The following is a 14,588-nucleotide window of genomic DNA, read 5'->3' as shown; positions in this document are numbered from 1 at the left end:
GATGCGATCCGCAAAGCCAGCTGGGCCCGGAACGCGAAACGGGGGCCGCGAGGCCCCGTCCATCCACCCGGCGCGGGGCCGGGGCCACGATAGCGCAGCTTGGGCTCAGGCGCGCAGGGCGCGCGGCAGGTCCGTGACGGCGGCGTCGATCAGCTTCGCGTCCGCATCCGGCGTCATGCCTTGAGCGATGACGTTGCGCGCCGCCGCGGTGGCGATCTCCGCCGCCGCCTGGCGCACCTCGGCCACCGCACCGGCCTCGGCCGCCGCAATCCGGTCCATGGCCATCCGCTCGCGGCGCTTCGCCGCGGCTTCCGCCTCGGCCGCCGCCGCTTCGCCGACCCGCTGCGCTTCGGCATGCGCCCGGCGCAGCATCTCCTCGGCTTCGGCGGCCGCCGCGGCGCGATCGGCTTCGGCCTGCTTCAGCATGGCCTCCGCTTCCTCGCGCAGCCGCGCGGCCTCGGCCGCTCGGCCCGCACCTTCTCGGCGCGCGCATCGAGCATCCCGGTCATCTGTCCCCAGGCCTTCCGGCCGACCAGCAGCAGGAAGATGACGAAGCTGACGCCGACCCAGAACTTGGGATCGAGCCAGAAATGTTCGTAGTGGTGCATCAGGCCCGCCCCCGCGCTGCCAGTTCGGCGCCGACCGCCTGCTCGACCGCGGCGCGATCGGCCAGGCCGGTGAGCCGGGTGACCAGCGCTTCCGCCGTGTCGGCGGCAACGCTGCGCAGCGCGCCCATCGCGCTGTCGCGCGAGGCGGCGATGCGCTCCTCGGCGGCGGCGATCTGCGCGTTCAGCCGGGCATTCAGCACCTCGGCCTTCGCGGCGGCCTCGGCCTGGGCCTGCTGCGCCGCATTGGCGACGGAGGCCTGGGCCTCGGCCCGGGCCCGGGCGGTCCCGGCCTGGTGCTCGGCCATGGCGGCATCGGCACGCTGCTTGGCGGCCTGCGCCTGCTCGAGGTCACCCTCGATGCGCGCCCGCCGCGTCTCCAGCACGCTGCCCACCGCCGGCAGCGCATACTGCGCCATGACGTAGTAGAGCACGCCGAAGATGATGAAGAGCCAGACGATATTGGCGATCAGGTAGCGCCCCTGGTCGGGGTGCCCGAAGGCCAGCTGCGGCATGCCCGTCACCGGCTCGCCGGCATGGGTGTCGGCCGCGAGGGCAAGGCGGGGTGCCAAAGCCAGCAACGCCACCGTCGCGGTCAGGACCCAAGGCTTCAAGGCCCGAGGGCTCACGGCAAATCTCCTCGCCTGATTGGACGCAGAAAGGCGCCCGCCGGGTTGGGCGGGCGCGCCATCCGGCCGTCTCAGGTGAACAGGATGAGGAAGGCGATCAGCAGGGCGAAGAGCGCGACGGCTTCCGTCAGCGCGAAGCCCAGGATGCCGATCGGGAAGACCGCGTCGCGGGCACCCGGGTTGCGGGCCACGCTCGACACCATGGCGGAGAAGATGTTGCCGATGCCGATGCCGACGCCGGCGAGGGCGATAACAGCGAGACCGGCCCCGAGGGCCTTCGCGGCGAGAACGTCCATGTGAAGCAGTCCTTCCTTGTGTGCTGAAGGGGTTGGTTGGGGTCAGCCCGACAACTCAGTGCAGGTGCACCGCGTCGTGCAGGTAGATGCTGGTCAGGATGGCGAAGACGTAGGCCTGCAGGAAGGCCACCAGCAATTCGAAGCCGATCAGCGCGATGTTCACCGCGAGCGGCAGGGTCGCGCCGAGGATGCCCAGCACCCCGGCGGCGGAGCCGATCATCACCACGAAGATCGCGAAGACCTTCAGCATGACGTGGCCGGCAACCATGTTGGCGAACAGTCGGACCGAAAGGCTGACCGGGCGCGAGAGGTAGGAGATGATCTCGATCGGGATGATCAGCGGCGCCAGCACCTTCGGCGCGCCTTCCGGGAAGAAGTAGCCGAAGAAATGCGTGCCGTGGATCAGCAGCGCGATGACCGTCACCACCACGAAGACCAGCGCCGCCAGCCCGAAGGTGACCGCGATGTGGCTCGTGAAGGTGAAGCCGTAGGGCACCATGCCGAGCAGGTTGCCGAACAGGATGAACATGAAGAGCGAGAAGACGAAGGGGAAGTACTTCTTGCCCTGGTCGCCGACCTGGCCGACGACCAATTCATGGACAGATTCGTAGCTGCTCTCGGCCAGGGCCTGCAGCCGGCCCGGCACGATGGCGCGGCTGGAAACGCCCCACAGCATCAGGGCGGTCACCAGCCCGACGGCCAGCAGCATGTGTGCAGTCGACTGCGTGAACCCCACAGCATTGCCGACGGCCCCAAGCACGGGGGTCAGCTCGAACTGGCTCAGCGCGTCGATCGATTTGCCTTCGGCGGCCACTTTCGGCTCCCAGCACCCGTTTGCGCCGCGCGGTCAGGCACGGCGCGTCATCGACCAGCGCCGCGGCGTGGACTGAACAAGCGATAGACGTTCAGAATCCCGGCGGCACTGCCCATGACGAAGAACAGCAGGAAGAGCCACGGCCAGGTCCCGAGCCAGCGGTCCAGCACAATCCCGAGGAAGACGCCAACCCCGAGGGCCGACACCACCTCGACACCGGCGCGGAAACCGACGCCCCAAGGTCCTGAGTCAGGCGAGCCCCGGGTGGCCTGCGGCTTGTCCAGCCCCCTGCGGGTCCTGGCCTCGCGCAACCGCTCCTCGAACCCGTCTTTCTCGCTCACCGCGCTCCTCCTCCGGCTCCCCGTCGGAAGGCACGTGGCTGCTACGGCACACCCCGCGACCTGTCAAGCAAGCGCGACCCGCAACCACGGCCATCCGGCATGCATGTGGCATCGACGCCAGCACGGAAAAAGCCTTGCGGATCAGTCCGCCGCGCGTCGTGCGCGGCGGCGCTTCTTCCGCCTGCCGGCCGCGCGGCGCAGCGTCCCGGACCACGCCGCCAGGCGTTGACGCCCGCGGCCCCGCCGGGCGATCCCTGGCGCATGGCGAAGCCGCCCGATCCCAACCCCGGCTCCGATCCGGCCAAACCCGAGCCGGACCCCAAGGCCGAGCGCGAGGCACGGCTTGCCGCGGCGCTCCGGGCCAATCTCCGCAAGCGAAAGGCCCAGGCCCGGGCGCGCGAGGCCCCGCCGGAAAAGCCCGGAGACCAGGGCTAGGCCCAAGGCGGCGGGCCGGGGGCCAAGGCATGCTTCCGGTTGCCGCTGCCCGGCGGCCGGGCTAAGGGGGCAGCCAATCCCGGGGCGCCCTCGGCCCAACCGATAGCCCAGCCGGGGCCGCGCTGCCCCCCCACCCCGAAGGCCCGCCGCCATGTCTATCATGCCCGACCACTGGATCCGCCGGATGGCGGCCGATCACGGCATGATCGAGCCCTTCGTCGAGGCGCAGCGGCGCGAGGGCATGATCTCCTTCGGCCTGTCCTCCTACGGCTACGACGCCCGCGTGGCGGACGAATTCAAGGTCTTCACCAATGTCGACAACGCCCTGGTCGACCCAAAGAACTTCGCCGAGGACAGCTTCGTCACCCGCCGCGGGGAGACCTGCATCGTCCCGCCGAACTCCTTCGTCCTCGCCCACACGGTCGAGTATTTCCGCATCCCGCGCGACGTGCTGGTGATCTGCCTCGGCAAGTCCACCTATGCCCGCTGCGGGCTGATCGTGAACGTCACCCCGCTGGAGCCCGAATGGGAAGGCCAGGTGACGATCGAGATCAGCAACACCACGCCGCTGCCCGCCCGCATCTACGCGAATGAGGGAATCTGCCAGTTCCTGTTCCTGCAGGGTTCGGCGCCGCCCGATGTCAGCTATGCCGACCGGGCCGGGAAATACATGCACCAGCGCGGCGTCGCGCTGCCCAAGCCTGTAAGGATCGCCGCATGGACCGCATCCGCATCCGCGGCGGCCGGCCGCTTGAGGGGCGCATCCCGATCAGCGGCGCCAAGAACGCCGCGCTGCCGCTGATGGCCGCCGGCATGCTCTCGGACGGGCCGCTGCGCCTGCTGAACGCGCCGGATCTGGCCGACATCGGCACCATGGCGGGGCTGCTGCGGCAGCACGGCCTGACGGTCGAGCATGACAAGGCGACGCGGGTCATCACCCTCTCGGGCGCCGCCAGCAGCTCTCGAGGCGCCCTACGACCTTGTCCGCAAGATGCGCGCCTCGGTCCTTGTGCTCGGCCCGCTGCTGGCCCGGTTCGGGGAGGCCAAGGTCTCCCTGCCCGGCGGCTGCGCCATCGGCACCCGCCCGGTCGACCTCCACCTCAAGGGCCTCGAGCAGATGGGGGCCGAGATCGATATCAGATCCGGCTACATCCTGGCCAAGGCCCCCCGCGGCCTGACAGGCGCCCGCATCCTCTTCCCCCAGGTCTCGGTCGGCGCGACCGAGAACCTGCTGATGGCCGCCTGCCTCGCCCAGGGCGAGACCGAGTTGGTCAATGCGGCGCGCGAGCCGGAGATCGGCGACCTCGCGGAATGCCTGATGCGGATGGGCGCGCGGATCGAGGGCATTGGCACCGACCGGCTGCGCATCGAGGGCAGCACCACGCTGGGCGGCGCGTCGCACCGCGTCGTGCCGGACCGGATCGAGGCCGGGACCTTCGCCATCGCCGCCGCCATCACCGGGGGCAAGGTGCTGCTGGAGGGCGCCCGGCTCGACCATCTCGGCGCCACCGCGCGCATCCTGCGCGAGGCCGGGGTCGAGGTGACCGAGCGGCCGGAGGGCCTCCGCGTCTCCCGCCTGAACGGGCTCTCGGGCGTCGACGTGATGACCGAGCCCTTCCCCGGCTTCGCCACCGACATGCAGGCGCAGTTCATGGCGCTGATGTGCGTCGCCGAGGGCGCCTCGATGATCACCGAGACGATCTTCGAGAACCGCTTCATGCATGTGCCCGAACTCATGCGCATGGGCGCCCGGATCAACTACCACGGCCATTCCGCCATCGTCCGCGGCGTGCCGAAGCTCTCCGGCGCGCCGGTCATGGCGACCGACCTGCGCGCCTCGGTCTCCCTCATCCTCGCCGGCCTCGCCGCCGAGGGCGAGACCATCGTCAACCGCGTCTACCACCTCGACCGCGGCTACGAGCGGGTGGAGGCGAAGCTCGCCGCGGTCGGCGCCGACATCCAGCGGGTCGCGGCCTGACATGCCTGACATGAGCGTGTTTCGCGCCCCCACCCCGCCGCAGTGCTAGGCTCTTCCATGGACCTGCCCATCACCGAAACCGCAGCGCTGGCCACGGCGGATGCCGGCCCGCTGATCCTCGCGGTCCCCAAGGGCCGCATCCTGACCGAAGCTCGGTCCCGTCTTCGCCCGCGCCGGCGTCACCCCGGCGCAGGACCTGATCGACGAGGACAGCCGGCGGCTCCGCTTCGAGAGCTCCGACCCCGGGCTCGACATGGTCCGGGTCCGGCCCTTCGATGTCGCCACCTTCGTTGCCTTCGGCGCGGCGCATATCGGCATCTGCGGCGCCGACGTGCTGATGGGATTCGACTACGACCAGATCTACGCGCCGCTCGACCTCGGCATCGCCAAGTGCCGCGTCTCGGTGGCCGAACCGGAGGCGACCGCGGGCCGCGACGATGCCAGCCGCTGGTCGCGGGTGACCGTCGCCACCAAATACCCGAACATCACCCGGCGCCACTTTGCAGCCCGCGGCGTGCAGGCGGAGATCGTCTCCCTCTCCGGCGCGATGGAGCTCGCCCCCTCGCTCGGCCTGTCGCGGCTGATCGTCGACCTAGTCGCCACCGGCAGCACGCTGAAGGCGAACGGGCTGGTGGAGACCGAGGTGATCGCCCAGGTGACATCGCGCCTGATCGTCAACCGCACCGCGCTCAAGACCCAGCCGGAACGCATCGGCGCCTGGATCGCCCGCTTCCGCAACGCCCTGGCCGCCGCGGCATGATCCGGCTCGACACGCGCGCGCCCGGCTTCGCGCAGGCCTTCGATCTGCTGCTCGATCAGGCGAGGGAGACCACGGCGCGGGTCGATGCCGCGGTCGGCAATATCATCGGCGCGGTGCGGCGGGACGGCGATGCCGCCCTGCTTGACCTGACCGCCCGCTTCGATGGCTGGCAGCCCGCCGATGCCGCGGCATTGCGGGTGACGGCCGGGGAGATCGATGCGGCGACCGCCGGGATCGAGCCCTCGCTCATGGCCGCCCTCGATCTCGCCGCCACGCGGATCGAGCGCTTCCACCAGGCGCAGCTGCCGCGCGACCTGGAACTGCCCGACCCGGCCGGGCTGACGCTCGGGATGCGCTGGAACGCGCTCGACGCCGTCGGGCTCTATGTCCCCGGCGGCAAGGCGGCCTACCCTCCTCCGTCCTGATGAACGCGCTGCCGGCCCGCGTCGCCGGGGTCGGGCGCATCGCCATGGTGGTGCCGACCCCGGGCGGCGCGCTCAACCCGCTGGTCCTCGCCGCCGCCCGCCGCGCCGGAGTGACCGAAGTCTACCGCATCGGCGGCGCCCAGGCCGTCGCCGCGCTGGCCTGGGGCACCGCCAGCATCGCCCCGGTGGATCGCGTGGTCGGGCCCGGCAATGCCTATGTCGCCGAGGCCAAGCGCCAGGTCTTCGGCAGGGTCGGGATCGACAGCATCGCCGGGCCATCCGAGGTCGTGATCCTGGCCGATGCCTCGAACGACCCGCGGCATGTCGCGGTGGACCTGCTGGCCCAGGCCGAGCACGACGAATCGGCCCAGGCGATCCTGATCACCGACGATGCCGGCCTCGCCGCTGCCGTCGCCGCCGCGGTCGAGGCCGAGCTCGCCACCCTGCCGCGCGGCGCCATCGCCGGCGAGAGCTGGCGCCGGCATGGCGCGGTGATCCGGGTGGCAGACTGGGCGGAGGCCTATCGCCTGACCAACCGCCTCGCACCGGAACACCTGCAGCTGATGCTGCCGGACCCGCGCGCGGCGCTGGCCGAGGTGCGCCATGCCGGCGCCGCCTTCCTCGGTCGCTACTGCCCGGAAGCGATCGGCGACTATGTCGCCGGGCCGAACCACGTGCTGCCGACCGGTCGCACCGCTCGATTCGCCTCCGGCCTCTCGGTCTACGACTTCCTCAAGCGCACCACCTGGGTGGAGGCGAGCGCGGCGGGCCTCGGCGCCATCGGCCCGGCCGCGGTGGCGCTGGCCGAGGCGGAAGGCCTGCAAGCGCATGGCCGGAGCGTCGCCCTGAGGCTGGGCTGAGGCGCGCCTGGCCGGCTTGCCTTGACCCGCCTTCCCCGCCCATCATGTTGCCGCCGCACAGTCAATCCCCCGGCAATCCCCGGGCGCGTGCCGCCGGTCCCCCTCCGCCACGCGCGCGGTCCAAAGCAAGGTGACGTGGCGTCCCGCGCCACGCGCAAATAAGGTTTCGAATGTCAAAAGAGGATATGATCAGATTCAGCGGCACCGTGGTGGAGCTGCTGCCCAACGCGATGTTCCGCGTGAAGCTGGACAACGAGCACATGGTCCTGGCCCATACCAGCGGGAAGATGCGCAAGAACCGCATCCGCGTGCTGGCCGGCGACCGCGTTAACGTCGAGATGACGCCCTACGACCTGACCAAGGGCCGCATCACCTTCCGCTTCAAGTAAGCGCCTTGACCGCTGAGCGACCGCCCCTGGTGCTGGCCTCCGCCAGCCCGCGGCGGCTGGACCTGCTCGCCCGGATCGGCGTCCTGCCGGACCGCGTCCTGCCCACCGATATCGACGAGACCCCTCGGAAGGAGGAGCTGCCGCGGCAGCTCGCCGCGCGGCTTGCGGCTAGCAAGGCCGCCGCCGCGGCCGCCCTGGCGCCGGAGGCGCTGGTGCTGGCGGCGGATACGGTCGTCGGCCTCGGCCGGCGCATCCTCGGCAAGCCAGCCGATGCGGCTGAGGCACGTCGCTTCCTCACCCTGCTCTCGGGCCGCCGGCACCATGTCTATACCGGCGTCGCCCTGCGCGGCCCGTGGACGGCACGCTGCGGACCCGGCTGGTGGATACCGCCTTGGCCTTCCAGCGGCTGACCGAGGCGCAGATCGAGGATTTCATCGCCAGTGGCGAATGGCAGGGGGTGGCCGGCGGCTACCGAATCCAGAAGCGGGCGGAAGTCTTCGTGCGGTTCCTCTCGGGCAGCCATTCCAACGTGGTGGGGCTGCCGCTGTTTGAGACGGCGCAATTGCTCAGGGGCGTGGGGTGGTTAAGGCCCTGAAGGCCGAGGGGAAGTATCCCTCCGGACCCTCTTCTATTTTTCCGAGTCTGGCGCGCGACCGATGAAAACCATCCTGGCCTCGGCTTCACCGGGCGAGATGCGGGTGGCGCTGCTCGATGACGATACCCTGATCGAGGCCTGGATCGAGCGGCCGGGACGACCGGATGGGGTGGGCGACCTGCATAGGGCGCGGGTCTCGGCGCTCGCGCCGGCGATGGCGGGCGCCTTCCTCGCCATGGCGGGTGGCGAGACGGGGTTCCTGCCGGAATCCGCCATCGGCGCGGCCAGGCAGCCGATCGGCAAATCGGCCAATGAGGGGCAGATGATGCCCGTCCGCGTCATCTCGCGCGGCGCAGGGCGGCAAGGGGCCGCGGCTGACGGCGCGGCTGACCGCGGCCGAGGCCGCGCTCGCCGCCGCCGCGCCACCCGGCGGCCCGGCCCTGCTCGCCCGTGGCCCGGAGGCCGCGCTGCGCCTCGCCCGCGTTCATCCGCAGGCGGAGATCCGTACCGACAGCGCCCCCTCGCCGCCCGGCTGCGCGCTGCCCTTGGCTCCGCCCGCGTGGCGCTCAGCCACGCGCCCGTCCTCGACGACGCGCTGGAGGCCGAGTTCGACCAGCTCGCCGGCCCCGAGGTACCGCTGCCCGGCGGCGGAAGGCTGCTGCTGCACCCGACCCCGGCGCTGACCGCCATCGATGTCGATGCCGGCAGCGCCGCCGGCGGCCGCGACCCGCAGGCACAGCTCCGCCTTAACCATGCCGCGGTGGCCGAGGCGGCACGGCAGATCCGCCTGCGCAACCTGGCCGGGCCGATCCTGCTCGACCTCGCGGGCCTGACCCCGAAGCGGCGGGAGGCGCTGGCCGAGCCGCTGGCCCGAGCTCTCGCCGCCGATCCGCTGGCGCGGCTGCTCGGCCTCGGTCCGCTCGGCCTGTTCGAGATTCTCCCGCCAGCGCATCCATCCGCCGCTGCACGAGGTGCTGGGCTGGCCCCCGGCGCCGCTCACCTTCGGGCTCGCAGCGTTGCGCCGCGCCGCCCGCGAAGCCGCGCTGCGTCCCGGCCGCCGCTGGGCGTTGCAGGCGGCGCCGGTGGTCATTGCCGCGTTGCGCGACCTGCCGGGCGCGCTGGCCGAGGCGGAGGCCGCGATCGGCACCCCGCTGCAGCTCCACCCCGACCCGGCGCGTTCGCCCGCCCGGTCCGAGATCGAGGAGGCCGCCCTTGGCTGACCCCGCCCCACCGCCGCGCCCCATTCGTCGCTGCGCCGTCTGCAGCAAGCCGGTGATGCCGGATAACCCGTTCCGTCCCTTCTGCTCGGCCCGCTGTCGCCAAGTGGATCTCGGCCGCTGGCTGGCGGGCGACTACGCCATCCCGGTGAAGCCGGAGGACCAGGACGGCGACGACGTCTGAGCGACAAAACCGCACGAAGCCGGGTGGACAGGCCGGGCGGCTTCCGCTATTTCCCGCGGCCTCTGCCGGCGGCCCTCACGAGGGCCGATCGCTTGGGCCCAGGTAGCTCAGTTGGTAGAGCATGCGACTGAAAATCGCAGTGTCGGTGGTTCGATTCCGCCCCTGGGCACCATCCCTTCTCCGCGCTAGGCCTTTTTCAACCAGTCGCCTGGATACTCCCGTCATCGCAACGGGATCGCCGACCCATGCCCTGGACCTCCATCCAACCGCTGCCGGCCCGGCCTCGCCGCAGCGCACGCGCCCTCTGGGCGGCGGCGCTGGCGGGACTCGGGCTCGGCCTGCCGGGCGGGTTCGGCCTGGCGGGTGTAGCGCCGGGCCTGCCGACCGCCCTGGCCCTGCCACTGCTCGGCGTGGCCGCGCTGCTCGCCCTGCCGCGGCTCCGGCGGCCACCGGTGGCGCCGGCGCCCGACCCACTGACCGGCCTGCCCGATGCCCCGGTCTTCCGCACCTCGTTGATGACCGCCTTGGCCGAAGCCCTGCCGGGCCGCCCGCCAGCCATCCTCAGCCTGGAACTGGATGGCTTCGCTGCCATCCGCGACACCTTGGGGCCGGAAGGCGGCGATGCGCTGCTGCGCCAGGCCGCCGCCCGCCTGGTCGCCACCGCCCGCGCCGACGACCTGGTCGCCCGCACCGGCCAAGCCGAGTTCGCCGTGTTGCAACGGGTTGGCACGCAGCCGGACGCCGCCGCCCGCTTCGCCGGCCGCCTGGTGCGGGAGCTATCGCGCCCCTACGCGCTGGACGACCGGCCGCTGATCTGCGGCGCGGTGGCCGGCATCGCCATCGCCGAAGCGGGCGTGCAGGTGGACGACCTGCTGGCGCAATCCGGCATGGCGCTGCGCCGGGCCCGGGCGGAAGGCCAGGGCACCACCCGCTTCTTCGAACCCGGCATGGACACCGCGCTGACCGCCCGCCACGCGCTGGAAGGCGCCTTGCGCCAGGCCGCGGCGGCCGAGGATTTCCTGCTGCATTACCAGCCGGTCTTCGCGGCCCGGAGCCGTCGGCTGCTCGGCTTCGAGGCGCTGCTGCGCTGGAGCCATCCGGAACGCGGCGCCGTCTCCCCTGCCGAATTCGTCCCGGTGCTGGAGGAGACCGGATTGATCCTGCCGGTCGGTGCCTGGGTGCTGCGCACCGCCTGCCGCGAAGCCGCGCGGTGGCCGGAGCCGATCGGCGTGGCGGTCAACCTCTCGCCGGTCCAGTTCCGCCGCGGGGAGGTACTGGGCGACGTCCGCGCGGCGCTCGCGGAAAGCGGCCTGGCACCGCACCGCCTGACGCTCGAGATCACCGAGGGACTGCTGCTGGAACACACCGACGCCGTGCTCGACATGCTCAGGCAACTGCACGGCCTCGGCGTCTGCATCGCACTAGACGATTTCGGCAGCGGCTATTCCAGCCTGGCCTATCTATGGCGGTTCCGCTTCGACACGCTGAAGATCGACCGCGCCTTCGTGCGGGAGGTGCGGCGGGACGGCAAGGCCGCGGCGATCGTCGAGATCCATCATCGGTCTCGGCCACAGCCTCGACCTCCGCATCACCGCCGAAGGGGTGGAGACGGAGGAACAGCTTGCCGCCCTGTCCGGCGTCGGCTGCGACGAGGTACAGGGCTTCCTGCTCGGCCGGCCGATGCCGCCCGAACAGGCTGCGGCGCTCGCCAAGGGTGGCGGGCTGGCGACATCGGCGGCGGTCGGGGCGGAAGCCACCAGGCCGATCCTGGCCTGAGCCTATCAGGGCGATACCGGCCCGGCCATTCTCGACCCTTCGGCTGCGTCCCATGGGCTAACGCTTCAGGATCGCCTCGGTATGTTCGCCGAGCTTCGGCGCCGAGGTGGCGGACCAGGGCCGCTTGCGGTCGAAGTTGATCGGCAGGCCTACCACCCGCACGCCGCTTTCCGGCAGGGTCTGGACGATGTCCACTGCGGCGGATTGCGCGCTCGCCGCGACCTCACCGATATCGTTCACCGGCGCGCAGGGGACGCCAACCGCCTCCAGTCCCTCGATCCAATGCGCGCGGGTGTTGCCCCGCAGCACCGCGGCGATCAGCGGCACCAGCACGGCGCGGTTCTTCACCCGCTGCCGACTTTTCGCGAAGCGCTCGTCCTCCGCCCATTCCGGATGCCCCAGCACCTTGGCGCAACGCGCCCAGAGCCGGTCGTTGCCGGCGGCGAGGCAGATCGGCCGGTCGGCGGTCTCGAAGACCTGGTAGGGGACGATCACCGCGGCGCCGGTGCCGTGGCGCTTGGGAACCTCGCCGGTCGCCAGGTGCTGGTTCACCTGCCCCTCGACCCAGAAGACCGAGGTCTCGAAGAGCGAGGTATCCACGAGAGCACCCGCGCCCGGTGCGGTCGCGCTGCCGCAACGCCGCCAGCGCGCCGATGGTGCAGAACAGACCGGTGGCCTTGTCGTTGATCGAGGCGCCACAGAAGGTCGGCGGATCATCCGGCCGCCCGGTCATGCTCATCATCCCGCCATAGGCCTGCAGCAGCGGGTCGAAGCCGGGGTTCAGCCGCATCGGCCCCTGGTAGCCGAAGGCCCAGATCGAGCAGTAGACGAGGCGCGGATGCCGCTCGAGCATCGCCTCCGGCCCGATGCCGATCTCGTCCACCACCCCGGGGCGGAGGTTCTGGATCAGGATGTCGGCGGTCTCGCAGAGCCGGTGCAGCGCCTCGACATCCTCGGGCTTCTTCAGGTCCAGCACCACGCTGCGCTTGTTGCGGTTCTGGCTGTAGAAATAGAGGCTGGTCTCGCCGTCCGGCCCGAAGGGCGAGGCCCCAGATGCGCGCATCGTCGCCGCCGTCGAGGCTTCTCGATCTTGATCACCTCGGCGCCCATGTCCGCCAGGATCACCCCGGCCAGCGGCCCGGCCAGCGCCTGGCCCACCTCGATCACCCGCACGCCGTCCAAGGGCAGGCCCATCGCTTCCTCCATGCTTTGGCGGCCAGGATAGGGGCGGCTGGCATGGGGTGGCGAGAGGGGTAAGCTCGGCCCGGGAAACGTCCTGGGGAACCGCCCGCATGAGCAGCACCGCCTTCCAGCACTACGTGCCCGTCCGCGAGGAGTGGCTGGCCCGCCGCACCGAGGAGGCGCTGAACCCGGCGCTGCCGATCGTCGACCCGCACCACCACCTCTGGGACCGGCCGGACTGGCGCTATCTGCTGCCGGACCTGCTGGCCGACACCAACCAGGGCCACACCATCGTCTCGACCGTCTTCGTGCAGTGCCGCGCCATGCACCGCGCCGGCGGGCCGGAAGCCTACAGGCCGGTCGGCGAGACCCGAGTTCGTCAACGGCATCGCGGCGATGAGCGCCTCCGGCGGCTACGGCCCGACCCGGGTCTGCGAGGGCATCGTCGGCCATGTGAACCTGCAGATCGGCGCCGAGGCGAAGGCTGTGCTGCAGGCGCATATCCAAGCCGGCGGCGGCCGCTTCCGCGGCATCCGCCACATCACCGCCTGGGACCCCGACCCAGCGATCATGAACCCGGCCTATACCCCGCCCAAGGACATCCTGTTCCGCGACGACTTCCGCGCCGGGTTCGCCCAGCTCGCCCCGCTCGGCCTCAGCTTCGATGCCTGGCTCTACCACCCGCAGATCCCCGACCTGACGGCGCTGGCGCGGGCCTTCCCGGAGACGCCGATCGTGCTCGACCATGTCGGCGGCCCGCTCGGCATCCGCGGCTATGCCGGGCAAAAGGACGAGGTCTTCCGCGCTTGGCGCGCGCCGCCATGGCGGAGCTCGCCACCTGCCCCAATGTCTGCATCAAGCTCGGCGGCCTCGGGATGCGCATCAACGGCATGGGCTTCGAGGAGAAGGCCGAGCCGCCCTCCTCGGACGAGATTGGCTGCCGCCTGGAAGCCCTGGATCGACACCACGATCGGCCTCTTCGGCGCCGACCGCTGCATGTTCGAGAGCAACTTCCCCGTCGACAAGGGCAGCTACAGCTACGGCGTCTTCTGGAACGCCTGCAAGAAGCTGGCGGCCGGCGCCTCGGCCGCCGAGCGCACCGCGCTGTTCAGCGGCACGGCCAGCCGGTTCTATCGGCTGGGGTAGCACGAAGGAGGCGGCACGTTGCCGCCCCCAGGCCCCCCCCGGGCGGGCCGGTTCAGACCTCCGCGGCCTGCGGCACTGCCGCCCCCGACCCGATCAGCCCAGCACCTTGGCCAGCAGCTCCGCCGTGCGGCCATTGGCGATGGTCGCGGCGCGGGCGTCCCAGGCATGCCCGCCCATGCGAGCGAAGGCATGGTCGACTCCGGGATAGACATAGGCGCTGGCCTGGGGATGGCCCTTCAGCCCCTCCAGGATCTTCGCCTGAGCCTCGGGGGGACGAACTTGTCCTTCTCGGCAACGTGCAGGATCAGCGGCGCCTTGATCTTCCCCGCCTCGCCCAGCAGCCCTTCGATGCCGACGCCGTAGTAGCTGACATTGGCATCCGCATCGGTGCGCGCCGCGGTCATGAAGGCCAGCCGCCCGCCGAGGCAGAAGCCCATGGTGGCCACCTTGCCGTTGGCGCCCTCCATCTGGCGGGCATGCGCGATGGTGGACTTCAGATCCTCGACCGCCTTGTCCTGGTCCATGCCCTGCATGAGCTTGAAGGCCTTATCCCATTGCGCCTGGCCGGCATCGGGGTCGAGCTGCACGCCCTTCTCCTGCCGCCAGAACAGGTCGGGGCTGATGGCGATGAAGCCCATCTCGGCCGCCCAGTCGGAGAGCTGCCGCATGGTGGCGTTCACGCCGAAGATCTCCTGGATCATGACGACGGCGCCGGCCGGCCGGCCCTTCGGCATGGCGACATAGGCGGCGAACTTGCCGCTGCCATCGGCCGCGGCGATCTCGATCTCGGACATCGTCCCCTCCTCATCCAAGCATGATGCGCGGCATCTAACCACCGCCGCCGCGGCTTGCCATGCCCCCTGGACGCGAAGTCCCGCCCTGGTCGGCGGGCTCCGGACGCCGTGACCCGGATGCCAGCCGGGCCAGGAAGCCCACCTGCCCCGGCAACCGATCGG

General features: G+C 71.3%; 15 protein-coding genes, 1 tRNA gene and 7 pseudogenes. 13 read left to right on the top strand and 10 right to left on the bottom strand.

All coding sequences use genetic code 11. From position 1 onward, the window contains the following. Positions 1-105: 105 nt before the first annotated feature. From ACQ86J_RS26055 to ACQ86J_RS26030, 6 genes are all read right to left on the bottom strand, one after another. The gene (locus ACQ86J_RS26055) at positions 106-426 is read right to left on the bottom strand and encodes a hypothetical protein (RefSeq protein WP_431267818.1); all 321 of its coding nucleotides are present in this window, start codon (positions 424-426) and stop codon (positions 106-108) included. Then, the gene (locus ACQ86J_RS26050; protein WP_431267817.1) at positions 420-608 is read right to left on the bottom strand and encodes a hypothetical protein; all 189 of its coding nucleotides are present in this window, start codon (positions 606-608) and stop codon (positions 420-422) included. The genes ACQ86J_RS26055 and ACQ86J_RS26050 overlap by 7 nt, the downstream gene beginning before the upstream one ends. Further along, positions 608-1,219: a F0F1 ATP synthase subunit B' gene (locus ACQ86J_RS26045; RefSeq protein ID WP_431267816.1), complete on the bottom strand. Its 612-nt coding sequence runs from the start codon at positions 1,217-1,219 to the stop codon at positions 608-610. The genes ACQ86J_RS26050 and ACQ86J_RS26045 overlap by 1 nt, the downstream gene beginning before the upstream one ends. 86 nt (positions 1,220-1,305) lie before the next feature. Next, a complete protein-coding gene (locus ACQ86J_RS26040) occupies positions 1,306-1,530 on the bottom strand; it encodes an ATP synthase subunit C family protein (RefSeq protein WP_133288084.1) in 225 nt (74 codons plus the stop codon). 55 nt (positions 1,531-1,585) lie between these two features. Next, positions 1,586-2,344 (bottom strand): F0F1 ATP synthase subunit A, encoded by a 759-nt coding sequence (locus ACQ86J_RS26035; protein WP_431267815.1) that lies wholly within the window; start codon positions 2,342-2,344, stop codon positions 1,586-1,588. A 47-nt stretch (positions 2,345-2,391) separates the two neighbouring features. Further along, on the bottom strand, positions 2,392-2,685 hold the full coding sequence (locus ACQ86J_RS26030; protein WP_431267814.1) for an AtpZ/AtpI family protein: 294 nt from the start codon (positions 2,683-2,685) through the stop codon (positions 2,392-2,394). A gap of 261 nt (positions 2,686-2,946) precedes the next feature. On the opposite strand from ACQ86J_RS26030, the gene ACQ86J_RS26025 reads away from it, so the two are divergent. The 12 genes and pseudogenes from ACQ86J_RS26025 (at position 2,947) to ACQ86J_RS25970 (ending at position 11,444) form a co-directional block, all read left to right on the top strand. Next, positions 2,947-3,120: a hypothetical protein gene (locus tag ACQ86J_RS26025; RefSeq protein WP_431267813.1), complete on the top strand. Its 174-nt coding sequence runs from the start codon at positions 2,947-2,949 to the stop codon at positions 3,118-3,120. 151 nt (positions 3,121-3,271) lie between these two features. Further along, positions 3,272-3,820, top strand: a pseudogene (gene dcd / locus ACQ86J_RS26020) (dCTP deaminase); the annotation flags it as partial. Between the two features lie 17 nt (positions 3,821-3,837). After that, positions 3,838-5,098: pseudogene (murA, locus tag ACQ86J_RS26015) on the top strand (UDP-N-acetylglucosamine 1-carboxyvinyltransferase). Positions 5,099-5,155: 57 nt separating this feature from the next. Continuing rightward, positions 5,156-5,858: pseudogene (gene hisG / locus ACQ86J_RS26010) on the top strand (ATP phosphoribosyltransferase). Next, positions 5,855-7,143 (top strand): annotated as a pseudogene (gene hisD, locus ACQ86J_RS26005) (histidinol dehydrogenase). Before hisG ends, hisD begins: the two co-directional pseudogenes overlap by 4 nt. Positions 7,144-7,313: 170 nt before the next feature. After that, complete coding sequence (gene infA, locus ACQ86J_RS26000; RefSeq protein WP_431267812.1) at positions 7,314-7,532, top strand: translation initiation factor IF-1; 219 nt, start codon at positions 7,314-7,316, stop codon at positions 7,530-7,532. Positions 7,533-7,537: 5 nt separating this feature from the next. Continuing rightward, a pseudogene (locus ACQ86J_RS25995) lies at positions 7,538-8,127 on the top strand (Maf family protein). A 61-nt stretch (positions 8,128-8,188) separates the two neighbouring features. Next, a pseudogene (locus ACQ86J_RS25990) lies at positions 8,189-9,004 on the top strand (ribonuclease E/G); the annotation flags it as partial. A 94-nt stretch (positions 9,005-9,098) separates the two neighbouring features. Beyond that, positions 9,099-9,347, top strand: coding sequence for a hypothetical protein (locus ACQ86J_RS25985; protein ID WP_431272747.1), 249 nt, complete (start codon positions 9,099-9,101; stop codon positions 9,345-9,347). A gap of 55 nt (positions 9,348-9,402) precedes the next feature. Beyond that, positions 9,403-9,528, top strand: coding sequence for a DNA gyrase inhibitor YacG (locus ACQ86J_RS25980; protein WP_431267811.1), 126 nt, complete (start codon positions 9,403-9,405; stop codon positions 9,526-9,528). Between the two features lie 96 nt (positions 9,529-9,624). Beyond that, positions 9,625-9,700 (top strand) — tRNA-Phe (locus tag ACQ86J_RS25975). A 73-nt stretch (positions 9,701-9,773) separates the two neighbouring features. Continuing rightward, positions 9,774-11,444, top strand: a complete 1,671-nt coding sequence (locus tag ACQ86J_RS25970) for a putative bifunctional diguanylate cyclase/phosphodiesterase (protein ID WP_431267810.1) — start codon at positions 9,774-9,776, stop codon at positions 11,442-11,444. Here the strand turns inward: ACQ86J_RS25970 and ACQ86J_RS25965 are convergent. The 3 genes and pseudogenes from ACQ86J_RS25965 to ACQ86J_RS25955 form a co-directional block, all read right to left on the bottom strand. Continuing rightward, positions 11,362-11,904 (bottom strand): CoA transferase, encoded by a 543-nt coding sequence (locus tag ACQ86J_RS25965; protein ID WP_431267809.1) that lies wholly within the window; start codon positions 11,902-11,904, stop codon positions 11,362-11,364. The genes ACQ86J_RS25970 and ACQ86J_RS25965 overlap by 83 nt on opposite strands. A gap of 82 nt (positions 11,905-11,986) precedes the next feature. After that, positions 11,987-12,367, bottom strand: a pseudogene (locus ACQ86J_RS25960) (CoA transferase); the annotation flags it as partial. Then, entirely contained in the window at positions 12,268-12,498 is a 231-nt protein-coding gene (locus ACQ86J_RS25955; RefSeq protein ID WP_431267808.1) for a CoA transferase, read from the bottom strand. The gene ACQ86J_RS25955 and the pseudogene ACQ86J_RS25960, both read right to left, overlap by 100 nt. 384 nt (positions 12,499-12,882) lie before the next feature. Between ACQ86J_RS25955 and ACQ86J_RS25950 the strand changes: the two genes are divergently transcribed. Continuing rightward, positions 12,883-13,632, top strand: a complete 750-nt coding sequence (locus ACQ86J_RS25950; protein ID WP_431267807.1) for an amidohydrolase family protein — start codon at positions 12,883-12,885, stop codon at positions 13,630-13,632. A gap of 236 nt (positions 13,633-13,868) precedes the next feature. Here the strand turns inward: ACQ86J_RS25950 and ACQ86J_RS25945 are convergent, their stop codons facing one another. Beyond that, positions 13,869-14,426, bottom strand: coding sequence for a dienelactone hydrolase family protein (locus ACQ86J_RS25945; RefSeq protein ID WP_431267806.1), 558 nt, complete (start codon positions 14,424-14,426; stop codon positions 13,869-13,871). Between the last annotated feature and the right edge of the window lie 162 nt (positions 14,427-14,588).

The organism is Dankookia sp. P2 (genome assembly GCF_050632255.1).
In the GTDB taxonomy this organism is placed as follows: domain Bacteria; phylum Pseudomonadota; class Alphaproteobacteria; order Acetobacterales; family Acetobacteraceae; genus Paracraurococcus.
The sequence above is the reverse complement of the archived record's forward strand: the minus strand, read 5'-3'. Positions and strand labels throughout refer to the sequence as shown.

Bases quoted from the DNA above. Each gene is read 5' to 3' on its own strand.
- ACQ86J_RS25980 (WP_431267811.1), top strand. From the start codon at position 9,403: ATGCCGGATAACCCGTTCCGTCCCTTCTGCTCGGCCCGCTGTCGCCAA.
- ACQ86J_RS26040 (WP_133288084.1), bottom strand. From the start codon at position 1,530: ATGGACGTTCTCGCCGCGAAGGCCCTCGGGGCCGGTCTCGCTGTTATC.
- ACQ86J_RS26050 (WP_431267817.1), bottom strand. From the start codon at position 608: ATGCACCACTACGAACATTTCTGGCTCGATCCCAAGTTCTGGGTCGGC.
- ACQ86J_RS25950 (WP_431267807.1), top strand. From the start codon at position 12,883: ATGAGCGCCTCCGGCGGCTACGGCCCGACCCGGGTCTGCGAGGGCATC.
- ACQ86J_RS25955 (WP_431267808.1), bottom strand. From the start codon at position 12,498: ATGGGCCTGCCCTTGGACGGCGTGCGGGTGATCGAGGTGGGCCAGGCG.
- ACQ86J_RS25945 (WP_431267806.1), bottom strand. From the start codon at position 14,426: ATGTCCGAGATCGAGATCGCCGCGGCCGATGGCAGCGGCAAGTTCGCC.
- infA (WP_431267812.1), top strand. From the start codon at position 7,314: ATGTCAAAAGAGGATATGATCAGATTCAGCGGCACCGTGGTGGAGCTG.
- ACQ86J_RS26025 (WP_431267813.1), top strand. From the start codon at position 2,947: ATGGCGAAGCCGCCCGATCCCAACCCCGGCTCCGATCCGGCCAAACCC.
- ACQ86J_RS26055 (WP_431267818.1), bottom strand. From the start codon at position 426: ATGCTGAAGCAGGCCGAAGCCGATCGCGCCGCGGCGGCCGCCGAAGCC.
- ACQ86J_RS25970 (WP_431267810.1), top strand. From the start codon at position 9,774: ATGCCCTGGACCTCCATCCAACCGCTGCCGGCCCGGCCTCGCCGCAGC.